Genomic DNA, 21,224 nt, shown 5'->3' on the forward strand with positions numbered 1-21,224 from the left:
ATAATTTTACTATAAAAGATTATTCAGTCGTTAGGCTGTAAAAATTTTTGTGATTAGTTACCACATTGTATGGATCTTTTGCGGAACAAAAATCAATCAGGACTCATTGACTATGCTTCGGGGTGAGGAAGAGGAGGGAGAAAGAGATGGCCCACTTGATGTCCAATGTTTGGGATGATTGAAGAGGGGTAAAATCAAAAATAGAAAGTGAACAAGAAGTTCACTTTCTATTTTTGATTTATTTTGTTGTTGGGTGTTTAAAATCATATGCTTTCCAATTAGATTTTGAATTTTCTTTTATTAAATACAGGTCGTCGTAAAATCCATTGTGGGAAGATAACATACTTTTGAAAGGTTTGCGGTATTGAGAGATAAGTAGATATTCTTTACCATCCTTTGTGCTATAAGTTACAGTAGGTTTTTTTACGTACTGATTTTCCGCCCAGGAATCCATAAAGATTGTGTTTGGATTTAATCTTATATCATCAGTGCCTTTAAATATATATTTGTTATCTTGCGTAAGCATCATATCTTCTTTAATGTATTTATCAATATATTTAGGTGTGAATCCTGGAGATAAAATTTCATATATTTCTGCCTTTGTATAGTAGAAGGCTTCTCCAAGTCTTATCTTATCTTGCATTTTCATTAGACCATCAACTATTTTCTTAGCTTCAGACAGTTTAAAAATGTTTTTTTCTAATTTCTTAATATGGGAATCGCGGTTTAGAGGAAAATGCTTTATTAGCTCCTTGTTATTAAACATATCATTAACGCTAAACATTTTATTTAAGAACGTATCTAAGCGTTGGTCGCTCCCTGAAGTTGTTTCTTCTTTAGTTAGATTTTCGGGGTCAAGGTTTAGTATAGTTGCTGCTTTTGTTTCTTGTGGTTTGACACCGCTAAAAATGACTGATAAAACTATGGTAATCATAAAAAAATACAAAAAATTTCTTTTCAAAAAAATCCCCCTCCATTTCAGGCAATTATATCATTGCAATCCCAACAAAATCAATTTTTTACAGATTAATACTCCTGTTTTACAGATTAAGATATTTCTTTTGTACGTCTAAGGGTATTGGATATCTATAGAGTTTCTTAATGTGGGAAAATATAAGTGAGTTTATATATACGCTGGATGATAAATCGAGGACTTAAGTGCAGCCACACACTCAATTTGAGATTAAATAGGGGCAATAAATAAACAAACCTCCAAATCCATATATAGATTTGGAGGTTTGAAGTTCTATCCCGCATAATCTAGCGGCAAGTGCCGGTGAAGAGGGAATGAAGAATCCCGCTAATTAAAGTTTCACTTGATCTTTGCATTGTTTTCGCTGAGTGGTTAAAAATACATCCTGTGCTGCCCGTACACCTGCACCTGGCTCAAAGTCATATTCAAAGTCTTGAAGTGCAGCTTCCATTAAAGAAATGGCCTGTAAAACATCACTTGGGAAACAATAGCCCATATGACCGAATCTAAAAATTTCACCCTGCAAATGACCAAGTCCTCCAGCGAAATCTAAATGATATTGTTGCTTTAAATGTGTCAAGAAGTCACCGAGTGCAATCCCTTTCGGTGCCATAATTGCTGTAATGGTCGGAGAAGCATGCTCATCATTAGTGAGAAGTTCAATATTAAGGGCGTTCATGGCATGACGAACCATATTTTTCATTAGTTCATGGCGGGCAACAGTTTTTTCGAAGCCTCCTTCTTCCTCAATAAGTTTACATACTTCGTGAAGTCCATATATAAGTGTGACAGTAGGCGTGTTTGGCGTCATCCCTTTTTCTGCCCAGTTACGATAGCTTAATAAGTTTAAATAATAAGACGGTGTACTATTTTCTTCCATAACGTTCCAAGCTCTATCACTAACGCTGACAAGAGAAAGACCTGGAGGTAACATCATAGCTTTCTGGGAACCAGTAACAAGAATATCGATTCCCCAAGCATCCATTTCAGCAGGAGCTCCACCAATGCAACTTACACCATCGACAATACATAATGCATCCGTTTCCTCACGTACAACTTGTGCTAATTCAGCGATTGGGTTTAAGATACCAGTCGAAGTTTCATTGTATGTAACAAAAACAGCTTTAATATCTTTCAAAGGTTGCAAGAATTCTCGCAGTTCTTTAGCAGTGCAAGCTTGTCCCCATTCTTTTTCAAGCTTATGTACATGAAAGCCGTATTTCTCACAAATTGAAACGAAATAGTCTCCAAACGCCCCAACAGTGACTACAACAACGTTTTCACCAGCAGAAACGGTGTTAACCGCCGCAGCCTCTAAAGCTGCTGTACCACCTGATGGAAGGAGTAGAATATCCTGTTTTGTCCCAAAAACAGGTTTCACTAACTCAATTGTTTTACGGTAAAGCTCTACAAATTCATTGCTACGATGACTAATAATATCGTGACTCATCGCAAGCTGAACCTTTTTCGGAATGGGTGTAGGTCCAGGATGTCTTAAAATATTTTCATACACAATCATCAAACCCCTTTGTTATTGAAAAATATAAATTTGAAATATTCTAACTATAATATAGCATACTTTTTCTATTGCTAACTTCTTTTTTTAAATTTGATAGATCAAGTTCGTTAGAGGGTAGAAACAACGAATAGCTCCTATTTTTCTTTACTATGGTAAAATTTATATAGAAAGAAGGGGTGAGTGATGGAATTGAGAGTGAAATATCCATATATTTACTTATTATTGGAGTCAAATTTGGTTTTTGTCTATCATATGAAAACATCTAATTATATAAACGCTTCAGATTTAATAGATAGTAGTGAATGGGAGGTATATACATTACCTCAACAATCTATATTTGAAAGATTCAACCATGAAGAAAGTGAAGCAATTGAAGGTAGGGGATTCTATTTAGAGCAAGATCGATTATACGACATTGTAGAAATCATGAATGACTGTATACAAAAATATCGTTTTATGGACCAACAATTAATAACTCAGGCAGTTCATATCGTGAGTTCTGAATCTGCTGCTGGTTCAGTGAGAGTAGCGCTTGCACCACCTAAACATGTGATTGGTTTCCCTGATTGCTTGTCAATGGGACCATTGTGGAAGCTAGAGGAGAAAAGAGGTCAAGCCTTCCGAAATGATTGGTTAATCGAAAATATCAACGACGAACAGGAAGATGTTATTCAAAATAAGTTTATGAATACATTGCGTGAAATAGAGGATATTTCAAATCATGTTCCTATCTATATTTGGTATGGTAATAATGCCGATGAACAATGTGGGCTTCGTTTTTTTCTTTATTTATTACGAGATAAATCAAATGAGATTTTTCTTATAAATACAACAGACCATTGTGTGAATACAAGTCATCTTTGTTCACAGCAATTGGCGAAGCTATTTAGGGATTTAGAAGGGAAAAAGCCACTAACGATCCAGGAACGTCTTACTTTCCAAAATGAATGGGAAATATTATCGCAAACAAAAGATGTTCTGCGCCTATGGATTAATAATGAAATAAAAGGTGTACCAGAAAATTATTTTGATCTGCTTATTATAGAAACAATAGACAGGTTACATAATGAACAAACAGCAAAAGATTTTATAAAGACAGGAACAGTGATTGCGGAACTCTTAGCTTTAGTGAACGAGCTTCCAAGTGTCTTCTTTTTAGAATATAGAATAAGATTTTTAGTCTATAGTGGAGTGCTTGCACTAAAAGGTATTCCTAAGTCAATGAGACACTATAGTGTAAAATTACAGAATAAGTGAAAACCTCTTTATCCTATAAAAGGCGTAAAGAGGTTTTGTCTTTGCATATGTAATTATGCAACGAAAGGTTTGTTCATTTTGATCAAGCCGTAGATAAAATAGAAAAGTCCGAATGTAATGAACGTTAAAATAATATAAAGTACGGCTCTCCCAGGCTCACCAGACCAACGATAGAACAGGCGATATGTGAAATACAAAACATAAACACCAAGACCTAACGAGGCGAGTAAACCGATAAATGGAATGAATGAGACCAGTAAAAATCCAGCATAAATTAGAACATTTTTTTTCGCTTCAGCCCGAACTGTTACGTCATCATCACCTTTTGCTGTTAATAAGAAAAGGCTATAAACGTTAATAATAGGAATCCAAGCGACATAGGCAAGATCATCAAAGCCATTTGCTTTTGATGCCTGATAATAAATAAGTGAACTAATAATATAGCCTACAATAGCCATTACAAGGAAAATTAACATAATAATAAGGAAGAAACCAGCAAAAAAGGCATCTGTATCATTATAATAATAAGAATTGTACATTGAAAAACCTCCTTTCAAAAAAAATACTTCATAATAATAACAATACTAAAATGCTAAATCTATAGCGGATGGTATCAGGTATTTTATGGAAAAGATATATATTTACTATTTAGGGGGATATTTATATTATTTTAGTGATAAATTTTGATAAATTATTGATCGAAATATTAGAAAGGGTTTTGGAATTATCGGGAATCTAGTGGTGAAGAATCATTTTATAAAATTTTTTTGTTGTAGATACTACGAACACTGTAAAGGAAGTACGGCAGAGTACATTATATGCTGTAATCTTTCTTTTAAAGATATGAAGAAAAGATAATAATTAGGCAGATAAAGAATCGAGAAATCCTTTATTACAATTGAATTGTATGTGCAAAACATGGTAACAATTCAGAATTCAACACGAAAAAATAATGTTGGAAAGTGAAATTGGCAGTTTAGAAAGGTTAATCATTTATTTAAATAATGATAAGCATCACTTGCGAGTATGTGATTAGATGATTTCACACTTTCTTTAAACTTGATAATTGAATCATCTTGTGGGGTTCTAAGTATTGGAAAGTATCCAACATTAGCGAATCAGAGTCGAAACAAAAATGTTGGTATTAAAGGGTTTGTATCGCAGATGTGGAAATGTATGATAGCATTAGGTTGGGTGTTAGAACCTCTATGCCAAGAAAAAGAGGGATGTTACCAAAGATATGATTGGGAAATGGATAGCTTAGCTGAATGGCATACTGTTCCAATTGGTGGCATTGTAATAATCGAAGGGGTGTATACCATTCGAAAAGAACTGGCTGACAAATATGATTATAAAATATGGCTAGATTGCCCAAGAGAAATTCGTCTTTCAAGAGGCTTAGTATAGAAGAAGAAAGCATATAAAAAGAACTTCCATAAAAATGGAGGTTCTTTTTTACTGTAGTATCAATTTTTTAAATTAGGCTTTTTATAGTTGCAGAATATTAACCATTTAACCTTTTGTCTAAAAATAAGTAAAAATAATTACCTTTTTGTAAAAATATAAGACCATCTATTTTTGGTAAAATAGATGACTAACATATTCGTTTTTTAGAATATTCAAATTTATAACAAGGGGGATTTAGATGCAAGCGAACATTGCTTTTTTTAATGGTGAAGTAATTACTGTAGATGGACAAGATTCTATCCATGAGGCTATAGCGATTTCTGATAACAAGATATTAGCAGTGGGTTCGAATGAGGAGATTAAAGAATTAATTGGTGATTCTACACAAGTAATTGACTTGGAAGGAAAGTCAATTCTACCAGGAATTATAGATGCTCACTTACATCTGGTCATGTATGGAACTTCTCAACTCAGTATCAGCTGTAAAGAGCCTGGGTTAGACTCCGTAGATGCAATTTTGACTGCTTTAAAAAACAAAGCTGCTACTACACCAAAGGGTCAGTGGATTCGTGCTTGGGGTTTCAATGAACAATTTGTTAAGGAAAAAAGATATCCTAATCTGGAAGAATTGGACAACATTTCGGTAGATCACCCGATTGCAATTACCCGTACTTGCGCCCACATAGGAATTGTCAATTCAGTTGCTTTACGTCTATCAGATATTGACGAAACAACACCTGATCCTCCAGGAGGTTTAATTGAAAGTGATGCAAAAGGTCAACTTACTGGTCGATTGATCGAAAATGCTTATATGCAGTTCAATAGGTATGCGGCTTTTTCAAATGAAGAAATTTATCAAGCTATTCAAATCGCGCAGCAACATTTCTTAAAAGTGGGCATTACTAGCGTTCATGAAGCTGGAACGTTTACAAAAGAAAATTACCGAATGTTACAAGTAGCTTCCCAAAAAGGAGACTTGAAGATTCGTGTCTATGCGATGATTGCTAGTATAAATGACTGTAAACAGTTCACCTTGAATATGATGGAATCTGGGGTGGTAACTGGAACTGGAAATGAATTCTTTAAAGTGGGTCCTGCTAAATTGTTTACGGATGGTAGTAGTACAGGTCCAACTATTGCTACACGTGAAGGTTATACTAGCGATCCAGATGATCATGGAATCTTATATTACACTGAGGATGAAATTTATGAGGTGCTGGGTAAAGCGCATGAATTAGGCTATCAAATTACTGTACATGCACAAGGCGATCAAGCAATCGAAATGTATTTGAATGTTGTAGGACGTGCTTTAAAAGAAAATCCACGTGAAAATCATAGACATCGCATTGAACACGCTGGTATCTCAAGCCCTGATTTACAGCGACGGATGAAAGAGTTAAAGCTGATTCCAATACCTAATCCACCATTTCCGTATGAATTTGGTGAAAGTTATTTAATGAACTACGGTGAACGTACGGATTTTATGTATCCTGCAAGAGACTTTATTGATCAAGGAATTATTGCTGCTGCGGGGTCAGACTCACCAGTTACAACTTACAATCCTTTTATTGGAATTTACGAAGCGGTCAATCGACGCACTTCCAATGGAACTTCCTTTGGTGAAAAACAAAAAATAGATGTTCTTGAAGCCATTCGTCTATATACCTATAACGGGGCATATGCAAGTTTTGACGAGGATATAAAGGGGAGTTTAGAGCCCGGTAAATTAGCAGATATGATTGTACTTGATCGAAGTATTTTGAAAACCTCTCCACAAGAATTAAAAGATATTCAAGTCGAATTAACAATACTAGATGGTGATATTCTTTTCGAACGCTCTAAAACGAAAATAAAGTGATGAGGCTGGGGGACTTTTATGACAATAAAAATTTCAAGCTGTCAATTTGAATTGCAAAAGTTTGATAATTTTTCTTCTTTTAAAGACCAAATTTTATATGCATTCAATGAAGTGCCACTTTCAAGTGATTATGTTCTCTTACCAGAGTTATTAACTATGTCTTTATTAACAACTTATAACAATTACAATCAATTTACAGAAAAAGATAAAGAGAAACTAGGTTTCTTTTTAGATGATTATCTTGAATTTTTTAATAATCTTTCACAGAAAAGAAAACAGATTATTATTGCAGGTTCTACAATTGAACCCACCTCTAGAGGAAACTACAATACGTCCTATATCTTTGATGGAGAAGGTAATGTATTAAAACATCGGAAGACACATATTTTCCCTGCTGAATCTGCTTGGAACACTATAGAGGGAGATGAATTGGAAATTTTCAAAATTGGGCCAGTAATATTTGGTATTGCCATATGTTATGAAATAGAGATCCCAGAAATTGCACATATTTATAGTCGAAAAGGTGCCGATATTATCTTTTGTCCTTCCTATACGTCCTCTGAACACGGTTTCTGGAGGGTTCGCCATTGTGCTCATGCTCGAAGTATTGAAAATCAACTCTATGTCGTTCATTGCCCTACGATTGGCGAAATCCAAGGCCCCATTCAAAACGGATTTGGGACCAGTGCTATTATTGGGCCTGCTGACTTACCTTGGACAAAAAATGGCGTGATTGCAGAAACTACAAGTAAATCAAGTACAGTTGTCACAGCTGAACTTTCTCTTGAAGAACTTTACGTAAATCGTAAAACTGGGACTGCAACAACTTATAAAGATCGTATCCGTAGAAAAGACATTTATAAAATATGAAACCGTGTTTTGCTTTGATAAAGAGGGAATTCAAAGGAGGCTTATATGAAAAACGTTAAACTGTTATTGGTGATACCGTTTATCGGAATGTGCTTATGTTTGCCTTTTGCAAATAAAATAGAGCCTTATATTGTTGGTTTACCGTTTCTCCTGTTCTGGATTATCTTATGGATGATTTTATCGTCATTAGTGTTAGCGATTGTGTATAAATTGGATCCTGAAAACCAAGGAGGCGATGAATAATGAATATAGCTTTACTGATTATTTTTGCATTTGCATTGATTGCTCTTTTCCTTGGTATCCGAGCAACACATGGGAAAAAAATGAATGTAGATGAATTTGCTGTTGGTAATAAGGGCTTTGGTACATTATTCGTTTTCCTTCTAATTGCTGGGGAAGTTTATACTACCTTTACATTCCTTGGTGGTAGCGGTTGGGCTTATTCGAATGGAGCCGCTGCTTTTTATGTGCCTGCATATATTTGTTTAGCTTATGTTTTATCTTATTGGATTGCACCAAAGATTTGGAATTATGCTAAAGATCATCATATTATTTCTCAACCAGAATATTTTGCTTCCTTCTATAAAAGTCCATTATTGGGTTTAATTGTATCGTTTTTAGGTGCTATCGCATTAATTCCATATATAGTTATACAATTAAAAGGGTTAGGCATTATTGTTTCGGAGGCTTCCTACGGAGGGATTAGCCCAATTATGGCTAGTACAATTGGTGCTATAATTATTACAATTTATGTTACTATTTCAGGTATCCACGGATCTGCTTGGACTGCTGTATTAAAGGATATCATGATATTGGGAGTCATTGTATTTTTAGGTATATATATTCCATACCATTATTTTGGAGGCGTACAACCTCTATTTGAAGCTGTAGAAAAAATAAAACCGGAAAGCTTAACTCTCGCTAGTTCAGGATTAAGTATTTCTTGGTTTGTCTCAACCATTATATTAAATGCATTCGGATTCTATTTATTACCAAACTCTTTTTCTGTATTATTGTCATCTAAGAGTGCAAAAGCATTGAAGAAAAATGCCATTACCTTACCTTTATATACGCTATTACTCTTATTCGCATTTTTTATTGGTTTTGCAGCCATTATAGAGATTCCAGGATTGCAAGGGGCTGAAGGAGATTTATCGTTACTCCGATTAACGATTCAAACATTTGATCCTTGGATAGTAGGCGTTGTCGGTGCTGCTGGATTATTAACTGCTTTAGTACCAGCATCTGTTATGTTAATGTCTGCTTCAATTGGATTAATGACAGGATTTTACAAGCTTGTAAACCCCAAGGCAACAGATAGCCAACAGTTATTTGCTTCAAAAATATTTGTGTTTGCTATAATTTTGATTGCATTCATTTTCACAATAACTGGAGGAGATGCACTAGCAATCTTAAATATAATGTCATATAGCTTAATAACCCAACTTGTCCCAGCACTTCTTTTTAGTTTCAGTAAAAATAGGATTCTTAACAAAATCGGTGCAATGGCTGGAATTTTAACCGGTGTAGGAATCGTATTTTATGGTGCTATAACATCACATAAACTAATTGACTTTTTCCCGAACATCCCACACGTCATTAATGACATTAGCACAGGAATGATTGCTGTTATTCTTAACTTGGCAGTAGCTATTGTAGTTAGCCTTGCAACCAATCATTTAGTTGCGAAAGAGAAGGACGAGATTGATACACTTTTAGTATAAAAATGACTTGAACATATCATATATTATTTTTCTAAATTAGATTGTCTAATTTGGGAGCGCTTAAATGAGGTATGGGAGAGGGGCAAGCTGAGCCTTTTGAGCATCAGTTCTGAAAGTCTACCCCTTTACATGGTGATAATGAAATTGATTTTTATTGTGTGTGATAATATTATATAAAATTCAAAACCTCTTTTCCCTTTAAAGGGTATAAAGAGGTTTTTGTACTTGCATATGTAAATTATGCAACAAAAGAGTCAATTGTTAGAGAAAATCAACTTATTTCTATACATATGAAAATAAAAAACTTGTGGATTTATATGATTACTCAATAATGAACGGATATACGGCTTTATGGGAGCCAAGGAAGAAGATACACAAGTGAAAAAATTAATTTGACGGAAGAACTAGAATAACCCTGACGCATTTTATGTTTCTTAGGAAGAGTAATTATTTTTAGCGTTGTCACGTTTGATAATCCTATTATTTCAAGATATAGTTCTTATTACAGATACAATAAGGAGGAATGAATATGGCAGAAATTAAATACGAAATTGTTGAAACAATTGCGGTATTATCGGAAGGCAATAAAGGCTGGAAAAAAGAATTGAATTTAATTAGCTGGAATGGTCGTGAACCGAAATACGACATTAGAGATTGGTCAGAGGATCATACAAAAATGGGCAAGGGTGTTACGTTGTCACTGTCTGAATTACAAGTTTTGAAAGAGTCGTTAGCTAAATTGTCGGGCTTAGAATAATGTACAGAGCTACTTTAAAGTGTTGTTTTAATTACGTAATCGAGTGGTAATTTTGAATTTTCTGAGGACTTTTCATAGAATATATTTCGTAAAATTGTTAGACTAACAATAGCAACAATTCATAATGCAGGTGGCGGCTGAACTCCCTTTTGAAAGGGGGTGAGGCGGATGACAGTATTTGAGGCATTCAGTTTGATTGTGCAGTGTAGCCTTTTGCTAATTGCAGTACTGACACTGATGCTTAGCATTATTGTCTCTCAAAATAAAAAGAAATAGCCACCCTGCCGGCTAAGTAAGGTGGCAATTGCTACAACTTTAACTTGGTCAGCCGCTATGGTTGCGGCATGATTGTTGCTTTGACTGGATGTTGACGCATCCAGTCTTTTTTATTCTATATTTAGTGTATCATATTTATTCGAAAAAAACATTTTTCTTTATTCAGTGGCATTTCAGACCAGGCGTAGTTGCTACAATCTTTTCTCTGGATTAAATGAATTTTGCAATGTCATTTAGCACTAAACGGGATGAGCCGTAAGCTGGTGCTGCTGCTTTTCCGACAGCGATTAAGACGATTGGCACTAGATTATCTGTTAATTCAAAGCGTTTCGCAAAAGCCTCTTTATTAAAGCCACCCATTGTAACTGTATCATAGCCCATATCTTTTGCTAACAGCATGATTTGCATAGAAATTAAGCCCGCATCAAATGTAGCTATATTTTTTAGAATTTCTTTAGGAAGGTTTGGATAGAGCTTTAATGAATTTTCAATCATCATATTTTTTGTTGCTTCATCCATAAAGCCAAGCTCAAAGTTTTTCGTATAGATCTTTTCTACATTGTTGTACATTGCAGTATCGCCTAGTACGGCAATAATGGCAGACGCAGTTTCTATTTGCTCTTGATTATTAGCAATCAAACGTAGTTCTTTTTTTACTGCCTCATCTTGGATCACTAAAAAGCGCCAAGGTTGTAAATTACTTGATGATGGAGCGGTTGTTGCCTCTATAAGTAATTCCTCCAAATCAGATTGAGGAATTTTAAAATTTGCTTCATATTTACGAACAGATTTACGATCGTGCATTACTTTATTTAAATAACTTTTAGTTGTAGGCATCGTTTAAAAAATCTCCTTTATTTTTAATGATAATTTACTATACGATATACTTTTTAATATTCCAAGTAAATTGCTCGAATTTGAGATTCTTGAATTACCTATTTTTATTAATTATTTAAATTTAAATGCTTCGAAGTCGACGCTTATATCTTTATTGCAGGATTTCAATTGCTTTTTAAAATGTTTTAGCATTTTTTCAGGGCCACACATAAAAATACTTGTTTGCGGGGGAACTGAAAAATTTTCAAATGAAAGCCTGTCCGATTGACTAGTATCAATAAAGTTCACGCTAAACTGTTCGTTAGTTTGTGCATAATCTTGTAAAAACTCTTTATAGATAGCGTTGCCTTGACCATGATACGTGTAAAATAACTCAATATCTCGATCAACGGGCTGTGATTGCAAATACGATAAAAATGGGGTAATGCCTATACCACCAGCTATCCATACTTGTTGTTGCGTACCATTTTCAAAGTTTAAATGACCGTAAGGACCATCAAGTACGACTGGTGTATTCAGTTGAACGGCATCATATACTTTTTTTGTGTAATCACCAAGTGCCTTAATAGAAATAAATACTTTTTTTCCATCGCCACCTGAAATAGAAAACGGATGAGGCGCCTTCTCTATGCCATCTTGTAAAATCTTTATAAAAATAAATTGTCCATGTCGATAAGAGATTTTTTTATCAAGTGTTAACTCTAGTTCGATAACATCGGAGCCCAATTTTTTAATCCCGGTAATCTTACCATTATATTTAAAAAACATATCCTGATACATTGTCAACATATATAATGCTGACATAAACCCAATAGTCATCGTTATTGCGGTAAAAATTCCTAAAGGTGTAGGTTGTAATAAATCGTATCTGCTTGAAAAATAAGCATGATAAATTCCGAATGCATAAGGGATCAGCAATAATCGATGGAAGATCCGCCAGTGTTCATATTTTAGAAATTTAGCAAGAAGTGCAATCAAAATAAGTGCTATGAAACCATATTGGCCTAGTGACCCCAGTTCTTTCGCTAATTCGCTGAATGAAGTTCTTTCTACTTTATCTGAGCGGGGTACTATACCTTGTAATTGCCCATGAATAATCACCAACACTAGTGAAAATATGGCTATATATTTGTGATAAAAATAAACATTCTCTAGTCCATGAAACCAGCGTTCAAAAATCTTCATTCTTGTTGCTAACAAAAAGACAAGAAAGAAGCCCGTAATGGCCATGCCTCCAATCACGTGACTAAGCCTATTAACCGTCTGGATCGGCTCTATAGGTGTAGCAAAATACCACAGTAAAGCACTACTACTCATGATTAGTATAATAAACAAAATTCCTTTGATAGATTTCATAAATAACCTCCACTATTCATTTTTATCTCTATTCATCCTATATATACAAGTGGAACCTGAAATGTTTCTGATATTTTTAACTTCGGGAGTAAAAAGGGATTGTACGTTCGGAATATATGTTCCCTTTTACGGTAGAGTGTGTTAAATTAAGAAGGGTAAAAATATAGAGACATAAGGAGTAGACATAAATAATGCAAGGGAATACACATATTGTTGGAGGCATCACTGCAAGCCTAGCCTTTGCACAAATTTCGAATGATAATCCGTTTATTTTAGTAGGAGCAGGCGTTATTGGTGCATTACTTCCAGATATTTGCCATGGTGGAAGCAAAATCGGGAGGAAGTTTCCGATCATTTCAAAAAGCGTCAATATGCTATTTGGGCATCGTTCCTTTACACATAGTTTGCTTTTTTTGTTTTTAGTCGCATTGCTACTACATACATTTGTACCTTACGAACCCGTAACAGCTGGTATTTTAATAGGGATGGCAAGTCATATTTTTCTTGATATGGGGACGAAGAAGGGTGTTAAGCTTTTCTTCCCAGTAACCATTTCAATACGTCTACCTATTACTACAAAAACGGGTAGTAAAGCGGAAAAGGTAGTGTTTATGATGTTAACAATGCTTTCAGTCTTTTTTAGCTATGAAATTATGATGAATCTAATTCAGAACTTTTAATGTAAAAAGCCCCAGTATGGAATTTTTCTCATACTGGGGCTTTTTAAAAAGGTGAAAGCACTAGTCAGCCTGAACCTCTTCGACTGTTTTCTCAACCTCTGCTCTTGACATTTTCTCACGACCCTCTTGCATTGCCTTCAAAGTTTTATGTGCTAATGCTAGCGGTAAACGACAGAATAATAGTACCGTACGTTTATTAATATCCTTCATATAAAGATCTGCCTTCGCAAGGTTTTCTTCTGCATATGCAAATAAATCATCACGTGTCCAGCCATCAGGAACGAAACTTACGCCGCGCTCATCCATGTCCTCGTGCTGATTACGCAAAATATTAACTGCTTGGAGACCTCGACCGTAGCCAATAGCTAAATCGCGATCTGTTTGAATGTCTGCACCCCACGCCCAAAGCTCTGACAGCATTGTCCCAACAAGCCCTGCTACGTAGTATGTATAATCATCTAAATCCTCTCGCGTATGCACCTGCCAGTTTGCTTTAGCCCATTTAGCCATTCCAAAAGCCATTTCACTTGTTGAATCTTGAACAATTTTACGTGAACCCTCAGGGCAGAAATTTAGCCAATCTGTTAAACGAAGAGATACTTCAGGAAGCTGATCTGCGAAAGGAGCTAATAATGCTTCGTATGCTTTCGCATCAAACGTTTCCTTTAATAATTCGCTTGTCGCAGTTAATAAATCAAACTTTACATCATTTGAAAGCTTTTCGTGGTCCTCAATTTCATCAATAGCACGCATTGCTAAATAAGCAGCTGCCACTGACATTTTTAAATCATTTTTTAAAAAAGTAATCGGTATATAAAAAGTGCGACTAGTTTCCTTTAAAACTTGCATCGCTTCTTTATAAAGTTTCTTTTGATCTTTCAATTGTATTCCTCCGTTCAAATGGTCACACATCTATAGTATATCGTATCGTAAAAATGATGAAAGATAAAACAGATTGTTCAATTTATAATCAACTAATTTCAAAAAGGTATAGAGTAAGACGAAAGGCAAAATAATTTTCGGTAAGCGGACTAGTAGTTCATAAAATGAAATGACACTCCACTTCTTTTGTTTTTTTAGTAGAATAATGATAAAGTTATAAAAATGCGACGAAAATCGTGTGTTTAATAGAAAAAATTTGATGTTTTTCGTATTTTTTTCATGAAAGTTTGCTAAGTTATTGCACAATTATTTCAACAGGGTTAAAGTTTAGGAAGGACAAAGAAACAACTTCACTTTTCGAGTAATGGAAGCTGTTGATTTGCCTTCGGTACTAAAATACAATACATCGGATTTTGGCACAATAACTCCTTGCGAAATCCGTACATTTGTGGAGGCATGAACGTTATTCAACAGGCTATAAAATCCTCTTGAATACAAGCAAAATCTAGTATATATCTCACCTTCTGAAATAGAGATTGTACGTAAAGTCAAAGGAGAATGGTATGCCAAAGGCTATAGGTATTGATGCAGGCGGAACATTGACAAAAGTTGCTTATTTAGATGAGCATAATGAGCTTGTTTTAACAACTTTCCCGTCAAATGATTTGCAAGCTGTGAAAAATTGGATTATTAATCATCCAGATATTGAGGATATTGGTGTTACGGGAGGGCGTACAGATCAATTACTGGATGTCATTAAAACAATGAAATCGATTCATTATATAGTAGAATTTGAAGCCACATTGAAGGGCGTTCGATTTTTGTTGCATAAAGAGGGTTACTTCTTTGAGCGAAGTATGATTACGAATATTGGTACAGGTACTTCAATTCATTATATGGAAGATAATACGCATGTTCGTGTTGGTGGGACAGGCGTTGGTGGCGGAACATTGATTGGATTGTCAGCGCTTACAACGGGTATCACAGATTATAATGAAATAAGAAAACTAGCTTCTAACGGTAATCGAGAAGAAATTGATTTACTTGTAAAGGATATTTACCAAGGGATGGACACACCTATTGATGGGCAATTGACAGCCAGTAATTTTGGGAAAGTTGGTATTACAGAGTCTGTTAAACATCCAACAGAAGATATTATTGCAACTGTACAAGGGCTTGTCGGTGAGGTTATTACTACACTTAGTATTCAGTATGCGGAAGAGAAAAATGCCCAGCATATTGTTTATATTGGCTCTACTTTAAGTAACAATGATCATCTTACACGTGTTATTGCCAATTACACACGGACGAAAAAGCATACACCAATCTTTATCAATGACCACGGTTTTTCAGGTGCAGTCGGTGCATTATTAAATATAACTGAATATACGATTGTCTAAATACAATGTACATTACTATTTTAAATTAGTGATGTACATTTTTTTTATACTGGTAATGTCTGTAGCAATCCCCAAAGCATAAATCCTTTTATCCTGAGCAAATTACAATTAGGAGGTGATATCCGTGGGCAATAGAAACACCAATAGGAACAATAAAAATAACAATAAAACAATGAATGTCAGAACGCATAATCCTTTTGATACCTACAAAAAAATAGACCTCGATCAATCAAATAGTAATAACAATAATCCGAATGATAATCTAAATGAAGAATTCGGTGCAGAATTTGATGCAAAAGCCAAAAATAAAGATAATAAAACGAACCATAAGAAACATCAACAGTCCAATAAAAACAAATAATCAACAGGGGGCTTAAATAATGGCAAAGAAGAATAAAACAAGCTTCAAAAAGAAAAAGAAAGAAGATACACATAAAAGAAATGATCGCGAAGAGTATTCAGCAGAATTTAATCAAGTAATTCATAACAATCCTCAACAACCAAAACAATCCAGTAAAAGATAATAAAAAACAGCTCCTTAAGAAGATTGAAAAATACTTAAGGAGCACTTATTTTTTGCTGTTTTGGCGATATTATGCTTGAGAGGTGGATTTACTTGCGAAAACTTTGTGTAAAACTTGGAATTTTTCTTGTATTGTTTGCTGTCATTAATTCAACAATCGCTTATGCTCAACAAGAAATACCTGCCCATGCAAAATGGGGAAAAGTAGCGATAAAAGAAACACAGGCAAAATACCCTCAAGCTAAAATCATCGATTATTTGCATGAGGGAAGAGAAGTTACTAAAGACGCCACTATTGAAAAATTTAAGCTTTGGCTAAAACAAAGTGACAAGGAATTCGGTGTACACGTTCGAATCAAATTTGCTACAAATTCTAATAAAGTGGAAAAGATAGAAATCCAAGAAACCACATCGTAAATTAAGAGGATGCCTAAATTTTCAGGCATCCTCATTCCGTCCGTTAACTTTCTAACTTCTTAATAAATTCTCGCATTAATCCAGGTAAATCTGGCCATGCGTGACCACTTATTAAATTACCGTCTGTATGAAGATTAGCATTTACATACGTTGCTCCTGCTACTTGAACTTCGGGCTTGCAAGCAATATATGCTGTTAGCTCACGGCCTTTCAGAACCTCTGGAATGGTCGCAAATATTTGAGCTGCATGGCAGACAGCAGCGATTGGTTTATTTGTTTCAAAGAAATGGCTCACTAATGCTGGAACATGCTCATTTAAACGAATGTATTCTGGCGCACGTCCACCAGGAATGATCAGTCCGTCGAATTGTGCTGGGTCAACTTCAGCAAAGGATGCGTGTGCTTCTAAGCCATATGCTGTACGCTCGATGTATGTATCGACTCCATCGACAAAGTCGTGCAAGACAGTCTGTAATTTCTTTGCGGAAGGTGCCGCAATCGTTACCTCATAGCCAGCCTCAAGACAACGATAATAAGGATAAAAAATTTCTAAAGCTTCAACAGCGTCTCCTGCAAGTATCAATACCTTTTTCCCCATGCTTCCATCTCCTTTAATTGTAATCTAGTAGCTTAATTCGACACTTTCAAAAAATTTCCTTCTGATATTTTAGAAAAGATAAAAGTAAGGAAATCGCTGATAACCGGGGAGAATCGCTGATAAAAGTAAAAAACGCTGATAACCGGAGTAAAATCGCTGATAAAAGTAAAAAATCGCTGATAACCGGGGAGAATCGCTGATAAAAGTAAAAATCGCTGATAACCGGAGTAAAAACGCTGATAAAAGTAAGGAAATCGCTAATAACCGGGGTAGAAACGCTGATAAAAGTAAAAAATCGCTGATAACCGGAGTAGAATCGCTGATAAAAGTAAGAAAATCGCTGATAACCGCAGAAGAATCGCTGATAAAAATAAAAAAATTGCTGATAACCCCATAAAAGTCGCTGATAATCAAACCTTCAAACAGCATACTTTACAACAAAAAAAATGAAGCGTATAGTATTTGTTTAGCTAGGTAAATAAATTAGACTTAGGAGGTTGCTAACATGAATCCTATATTTCATGCTTTATTCCAAAAAAGTCGTTATTTAACGAATTGTTTAAATGAAGTACTGAAACAGCACAATTTGTATAGTTCACAATGGACTATTTTATATTGCTTACATAATCATGGGCCAATGACATTAACACAAATCTGGAAGTATTTAAACGTTGAGGCACCGAGTATAACTAGAGCAATTACGCGACTCGAAAATTTAGGTTGGGTGCTAAGAGTTGATGGTGAAGATAAACGTGAAAAAATCGTTACCTTATCACCATATGCTGAGGAAAATTTTCCTGCTATTAAGAAAACGATTTTAGCTTTTGAAAAAGAAATGGTGGGAGCATTAACTGACGAGGAACAGCAGCAATTTATGATTTTACTGGAAAAAATGAAAGGTTGATTGAGTTGATTGACATGCAGCAAGAGGGAAATACAAAAATATGGACGAAACGTTTTATTAGTCTCTTTTTAACAAATATCTCGGTATTTTTCGTTTTCTATGGCTTGGTAACGACGTTGCCGCTTTATGCGATTGGTGAACTGCACCAAACAGATAAAGAAGCGGGATTGTTATTATCGGGGTTTTTATTATCAGCCATTATTGTTCGTCCTTTTTCAGGTAAACTATTAGATGTTTTTGGAAAGAAAAAGCTTTTAATTATTTCAATAATCGGCTATTTTTTATGTACCGTTTTATATTTATTTATTCATCCATTTGGACTTTTACTAGGACTCCGTTTTATTCAAGGGATATTCTTTAGTATTATTACAACGGCAGCTGGCTCTTTAGCAGCAGATATTGTTCCTGCCAATCGTAAAGGTGCAGGTCTAGGCTATTTTACAATGTCTACTAACTTAGCAGTAGTAATTGGCCCATTTATCGGTTTACTGCTTATTCAATATAGTAGCTTCAATGTACTATTTATTGTGATGAGTATATGTATATTAGTAGGGGGGATTCTAGCTGTAACGATAAATACTGATGATTTGCCTAAGCCTGAACATCAGGGGAAATTGACGTTTAAATTTGATGATTTATTTGAACGTCATGCACTTCCAGTAGCCGCTATTGCTAGTTTAGTAGCTTTTTCATACGCGAGTGTTTTATCGTTTTTATCAGTGTACGCACAAGAAAAGGATTTAATGGCTGTTGCGAGTCTGTTTTATGCAGTTTTTGCAGCGGCAATGCTTATAACAAGACCATATACAGGTAAGCTTTATGATACAAAAGGGCCGCAGTTTGTTATTCTTCCTGGTATCATATCCTTTGCAATAGGCCTTGTTATGCTCGCATTTGTCTCAGGACCGGCATTATTTTTATTTGCAGCCATCTTTATAGGATTTGGTTACGGAGCAGTGAATACAAGCTTACAAGCATTAGCTGTACAGTCTACGTCACACACTCGCAGTGGTTATGCAACCGCAACGTACTTTACGATGTTTGACCTTGGTATTGCGCTTGGCTCTTATATTTTAGGAATGGTGGCTGTGCAAGCAGGCTACAGTTCTGTTTATTTAATTGGGGCAGGCTTATTAGTTATTGTCTTTATCATTTATTTAATGCGTTTAACTTCTTTCAGCGGGCAAACATCCTCTGAAATATAGGAACTCAGTCTAAGAACACCACGTCATGTGGCAACGACTAAGTGACCAACATCGTGCTATTGCCGCTGCCGCTATGCTTTCGCGCAGATAAAACCGGTTGCGGCCGCTGCGTTAGCACTACGCTTTCGCAAAAAAACATCTGTCAGCATAAAGCCTATTCGGGACGATATTATACTGAGGTATAATTGATCGAAAAAATAAGTAGTATATGTTTAAGGTTAAGAAAAAATAGTTAAATTAGAATACTAAAAAGCAGACTAATTTGCAAAGAATTTGGTCTGCTTTTTATTGAATATAATGTCAGCGAATAACCGAAAGTGAGGTTGTTTGATGATTTTTCTACAAGAAAAAACGCTCCGATTAAATTCAGAGCGTTTTTTGCTTGTTATTTATGCACTATAAACGACCATATCCTGTAAAGTGGTTTTTCCAATAAGTGCTGTTGAGGTTCGCAACAGAAACACCATTGTCACTTGCGCTAATCATTTGCTTATTTCCAAGATAAATACCTACATGTGAAATACCAGCTTTATATGTATTCGAGAAAAATACTAAATCGCCTACTTGAGGTGAACTAATTTTTTTAGCTGAATTGTAAAAACCTGCTGCAGACTTACGAGCTGTCGAAATACCAGCGTTATTTAAAACGTAAGTAACATAGCCTGAGCAATCAAAACCTGTACTTGGTTTACTTCCACCAAATGTGTATTTTACGCCTAATTGTTGTTTAGCAACTTGTACTACACTTGTTGTTGGTTTAGATGTTGGTTTAGATGTAGACGTGGATGCTGATGTTGTTGGAGCATTAATAGTTAACTTTTGACCAACGCGAATTGTTGAAGAAGATAAGTTATTCCATTTCATGACTGTCTGATAAGAAACACCATATTGATTGCCAATTTTCCATAAAGAATCACCAGATTTTACTGTGTAAGTTGCCGCTGATGCTGTTTCGATTGTTGAAAAAAGTACAGATGAACTTAAAGCCAATGTAGCCAATCTCAATCCCCATCTATACTTTTTATTCTTTTTCATAATATATTTCCTCCTAAAAGCTTTAACGCTTAATACATAAATGATATTAACATTGTAATATTACAATAGTATGTCAATAAAATAACATTAAGGAAACAATTTCTCTGATAAAGGTTGGGAAATCGCTAACTTTATGGCTCATCATCAAAAGTCAGGAATTTATTAAACGTATGCAGTAATATAAGTGGATTGGAGTAATAGAGCGGATGCTTCGTTTTCGCAACCAAAAATATTTGCTGAATAAAGATAGATTATTGGGGAATAATAAGTATCTGAATAAAGTGGAGAGACCGACTCTTGGTTTAAGGCAAGAGACTGTCCCTGTAGTTTATTTTTTTTCTTTTTGAATAGCTTTACGTGCAAGTGCATCTGCCGCTTTATTTTGCGTATCTGGAACCCACTTGATAAAAAATAAATCGAAGCTACTTGCAAGTGTAAGTGCCTGTTCAAGAAAAGGTTTAAATTCCTCGTTCTTCACATATTCTTTTTCCATAGAGGCTACAACAATTTTTGAATCTGAGCGCACTGAGATTATGGTTGAACCAAGTTTTCGTGCTTCTTCAAGGCCGCGTACTAAGGCAGTAAATTCGGCAATATGGTTATTAGTTTGCCCTATATACTCACTGATCTGTATATGATGGCTTTCTCCTTTGATAAATATCCCAATACCACTGGGGCCAGGATTTCCGGCACTAGCAGCATCAATATATACTTCTAACATTAAATCCCTACTTTTTGATTTAGAT

24 protein-coding genes are annotated in these 21,224 nt (G+C 35.1%); 15 read left to right on the forward strand and 9 right to left on the reverse strand.

The features are described 5' to 3' along the window. Nucleotides 1–238 precede the first annotated feature (238 nt). Nucleotides 239–961, reverse strand: coding sequence for a hypothetical protein (locus MWJ95_RS01785; RefSeq protein ID WP_249103889.1), 723 nt, complete (start codon nt 959–961; stop codon nt 239–241). Between the two features lie 343 nt (nt 962–1,304). Next, a complete protein-coding gene (locus tag MWJ95_RS01790; protein WP_249103891.1) occupies nt 1,305–2,486 on the reverse strand; it encodes a pyridoxal-phosphate-dependent aminotransferase family protein in 1,182 nt (393 codons plus the stop codon). 189 nt (nt 2,487–2,675) lie between these two features. On the opposite strand from MWJ95_RS01790, the gene MWJ95_RS01795 reads away from it, so the two are divergent. Next, the gene (locus tag MWJ95_RS01795; RefSeq protein ID WP_249103893.1) at nt 2,676–3,749 is read left to right on the forward strand and encodes a DUF1835 domain-containing protein; all 1,074 of its coding nucleotides are present in this window, start codon (nt 2,676–2,678) and stop codon (nt 3,747–3,749) included. 53 nt (nt 3,750–3,802) lie between these two features. On the opposite strand, the gene MWJ95_RS01800 is transcribed toward MWJ95_RS01795, so the two are convergent. Continuing rightward, nucleotides 3,803–4,288: a hypothetical protein gene (locus tag MWJ95_RS01800; RefSeq protein WP_249071783.1), complete on the reverse strand. Its 486-nt coding sequence runs from the start codon at nt 4,286–4,288 to the stop codon at nt 3,803–3,805. Nucleotides 4,289–4,913: 625 nt separating this feature from the next. On the opposite strand from MWJ95_RS01800, the gene MWJ95_RS01805 reads away from it, so the two are divergent. From MWJ95_RS01805 to MWJ95_RS01835, 7 genes are all read left to right on the forward strand, one after another. Continuing rightward, complete coding sequence (locus MWJ95_RS01805) at nt 4,914–5,156, forward strand: hypothetical protein (RefSeq protein ID WP_374110077.1); 243 nt, start codon at nt 4,914–4,916, stop codon at nt 5,154–5,156. A gap of 238 nt (nt 5,157–5,394) precedes the next feature. Further along, nucleotides 5,395–7,014, forward strand: coding sequence for an amidohydrolase (locus tag MWJ95_RS01810; RefSeq protein ID WP_249071786.1), 1,620 nt, complete (start codon nt 5,395–5,397; stop codon nt 7,012–7,014). 18 nt (nt 7,015–7,032) lie between these two features. Next, a complete protein-coding gene (locus MWJ95_RS01815) occupies nt 7,033–7,884 on the forward strand; it encodes a nitrilase-related carbon-nitrogen hydrolase (protein WP_249103896.1) in 852 nt (283 codons plus the stop codon). A 45-nt stretch (nt 7,885–7,929) separates the two neighbouring features. After that, a complete protein-coding gene (locus MWJ95_RS01820; protein WP_249071790.1) occupies nt 7,930–8,127 on the forward strand; it encodes a DUF3311 domain-containing protein in 198 nt (65 codons plus the stop codon). Next, entirely contained in the window at nt 8,127–9,608 is a 1,482-nt protein-coding gene (locus tag MWJ95_RS01825) for a sodium:solute symporter family protein (RefSeq protein ID WP_249071793.1), read from the forward strand. Before MWJ95_RS01820 ends, MWJ95_RS01825 begins: the two co-directional genes overlap by 1 nt. Nucleotides 9,609–10,137: 529 nt before the next feature. Next, complete coding sequence (locus MWJ95_RS01830) at nt 10,138–10,365, forward strand: YdbC family protein (protein WP_249071795.1); 228 nt, start codon at nt 10,138–10,140, stop codon at nt 10,363–10,365. Between the two features lie 168 nt (nt 10,366–10,533). Next, nucleotides 10,534–10,641: a putative holin-like toxin gene (locus MWJ95_RS01835; protein ID WP_220443510.1), complete on the forward strand. Its 108-nt coding sequence runs from the start codon at nt 10,534–10,536 to the stop codon at nt 10,639–10,641. Between the two features lie 210 nt (nt 10,642–10,851). Here the strand turns inward: MWJ95_RS01835 and MWJ95_RS01840 are convergent, their stop codons facing one another. Both MWJ95_RS01840 and MWJ95_RS01845 read right to left on the reverse strand, forming a co-directional pair. Beyond that, entirely contained in the window at nt 10,852–11,478 is a 627-nt protein-coding gene (locus MWJ95_RS01840) for a nitroreductase family protein (RefSeq protein ID WP_249071797.1), read from the reverse strand. A 111-nt stretch (nt 11,479–11,589) separates the two neighbouring features. Beyond that, nucleotides 11,590–12,834, reverse strand: coding sequence for a ferredoxin reductase family protein (locus MWJ95_RS01845; protein ID WP_249071799.1), 1,245 nt, complete (start codon nt 12,832–12,834; stop codon nt 11,590–11,592). Between the two features lie 191 nt (nt 12,835–13,025). On the opposite strand from MWJ95_RS01845, the gene MWJ95_RS01850 reads away from it, so the two are divergent. Continuing rightward, the gene (locus MWJ95_RS01850) at nt 13,026–13,514 is read left to right on the forward strand and encodes a metal-dependent hydrolase (protein ID WP_249103898.1); all 489 of its coding nucleotides are present in this window, start codon (nt 13,026–13,028) and stop codon (nt 13,512–13,514) included. A gap of 60 nt (nt 13,515–13,574) precedes the next feature. On the opposite strand, the gene MWJ95_RS01855 is transcribed toward MWJ95_RS01850, so the two are convergent. Further along, a complete protein-coding gene (locus MWJ95_RS01855; RefSeq protein WP_249103900.1) occupies nt 13,575–14,396 on the reverse strand; it encodes a squalene/phytoene synthase family protein in 822 nt (273 codons plus the stop codon). Between the two features lie 563 nt (nt 14,397–14,959). Here MWJ95_RS01855 and coaW point away from each other — a divergent pair. From coaW to MWJ95_RS01875, 4 genes are all read left to right on the forward strand, one after another. Next, a complete protein-coding gene (coaW, locus tag MWJ95_RS01860; protein ID WP_249071805.1) occupies nt 14,960–15,796 on the forward strand; it encodes a type II pantothenate kinase in 837 nt (278 codons plus the stop codon). 124 nt (nt 15,797–15,920) lie between these two features. Further along, on the forward strand, nt 15,921–16,157 hold the full coding sequence (locus MWJ95_RS01865) for a hypothetical protein (RefSeq protein WP_374110079.1): 237 nt from the start codon (nt 15,921–15,923) through the stop codon (nt 16,155–16,157). A gap of 19 nt (nt 16,158–16,176) precedes the next feature. After that, nucleotides 16,177–16,320 carry a hypothetical protein gene (locus tag MWJ95_RS01870; protein WP_185903432.1) on the forward strand — a complete coding sequence of 48 codons (144 nt, stop codon included), beginning with the start codon at nt 16,177–16,179 and terminating at the stop codon, nt 16,318–16,320. Nucleotides 16,321–16,412: 92 nt separating this feature from the next. Further along, on the forward strand, nt 16,413–16,736 hold the full coding sequence (locus MWJ95_RS01875) for a DUF3889 domain-containing protein (protein ID WP_249071806.1): 324 nt from the start codon (nt 16,413–16,415) through the stop codon (nt 16,734–16,736). Between the two features lie 43 nt (nt 16,737–16,779). On the opposite strand, the gene MWJ95_RS01880 is transcribed toward MWJ95_RS01875, so the two are convergent. Continuing rightward, complete coding sequence (locus MWJ95_RS01880; RefSeq protein ID WP_249103901.1) at nt 16,780–17,334, reverse strand: DJ-1/PfpI family protein; 555 nt, start codon at nt 17,332–17,334, stop codon at nt 16,780–16,782. Nucleotides 17,335–17,839: 505 nt separating this feature from the next. Between MWJ95_RS01880 and MWJ95_RS01885 the strand changes: the two genes are divergently transcribed. Then, nucleotides 17,840–18,238, forward strand: a complete 399-nt coding sequence (locus MWJ95_RS01885) for a MarR family winged helix-turn-helix transcriptional regulator (protein WP_249071810.1) — start codon at nt 17,840–17,842, stop codon at nt 18,236–18,238. A gap of 14 nt (nt 18,239–18,252) precedes the next feature. Beyond that, nucleotides 18,253–19,443, forward strand: a complete 1,191-nt coding sequence (locus MWJ95_RS01890; protein WP_249071812.1) for an MFS transporter — start codon at nt 18,253–18,255, stop codon at nt 19,441–19,443. Between the two features lie 396 nt (nt 19,444–19,839). On the opposite strand, the gene MWJ95_RS01895 is transcribed toward MWJ95_RS01890, so the two are convergent. Next, on the reverse strand, nt 19,840–20,478 hold the full coding sequence (locus MWJ95_RS01895; RefSeq protein ID WP_249071814.1) for a C40 family peptidase: 639 nt from the start codon (nt 20,476–20,478) through the stop codon (nt 19,840–19,842). Nucleotides 20,479–20,806: 328 nt separating this feature from the next. Further along, nucleotides 20,807–21,199, reverse strand: a complete 393-nt coding sequence (locus MWJ95_RS01900; RefSeq protein WP_249071816.1) for a ribonuclease HI family protein — start codon at nt 21,197–21,199, stop codon at nt 20,807–20,809. Nucleotides 21,200–21,224 lie beyond the last annotated feature (25 nt).

This window comes from Lysinibacillus sp. Bpr_S20, from assembly GCF_023337835.1.
Lineage (GTDB): Bacteria > Bacillota > Bacilli > Bacillales_A > Planococcaceae > Lysinibacillus.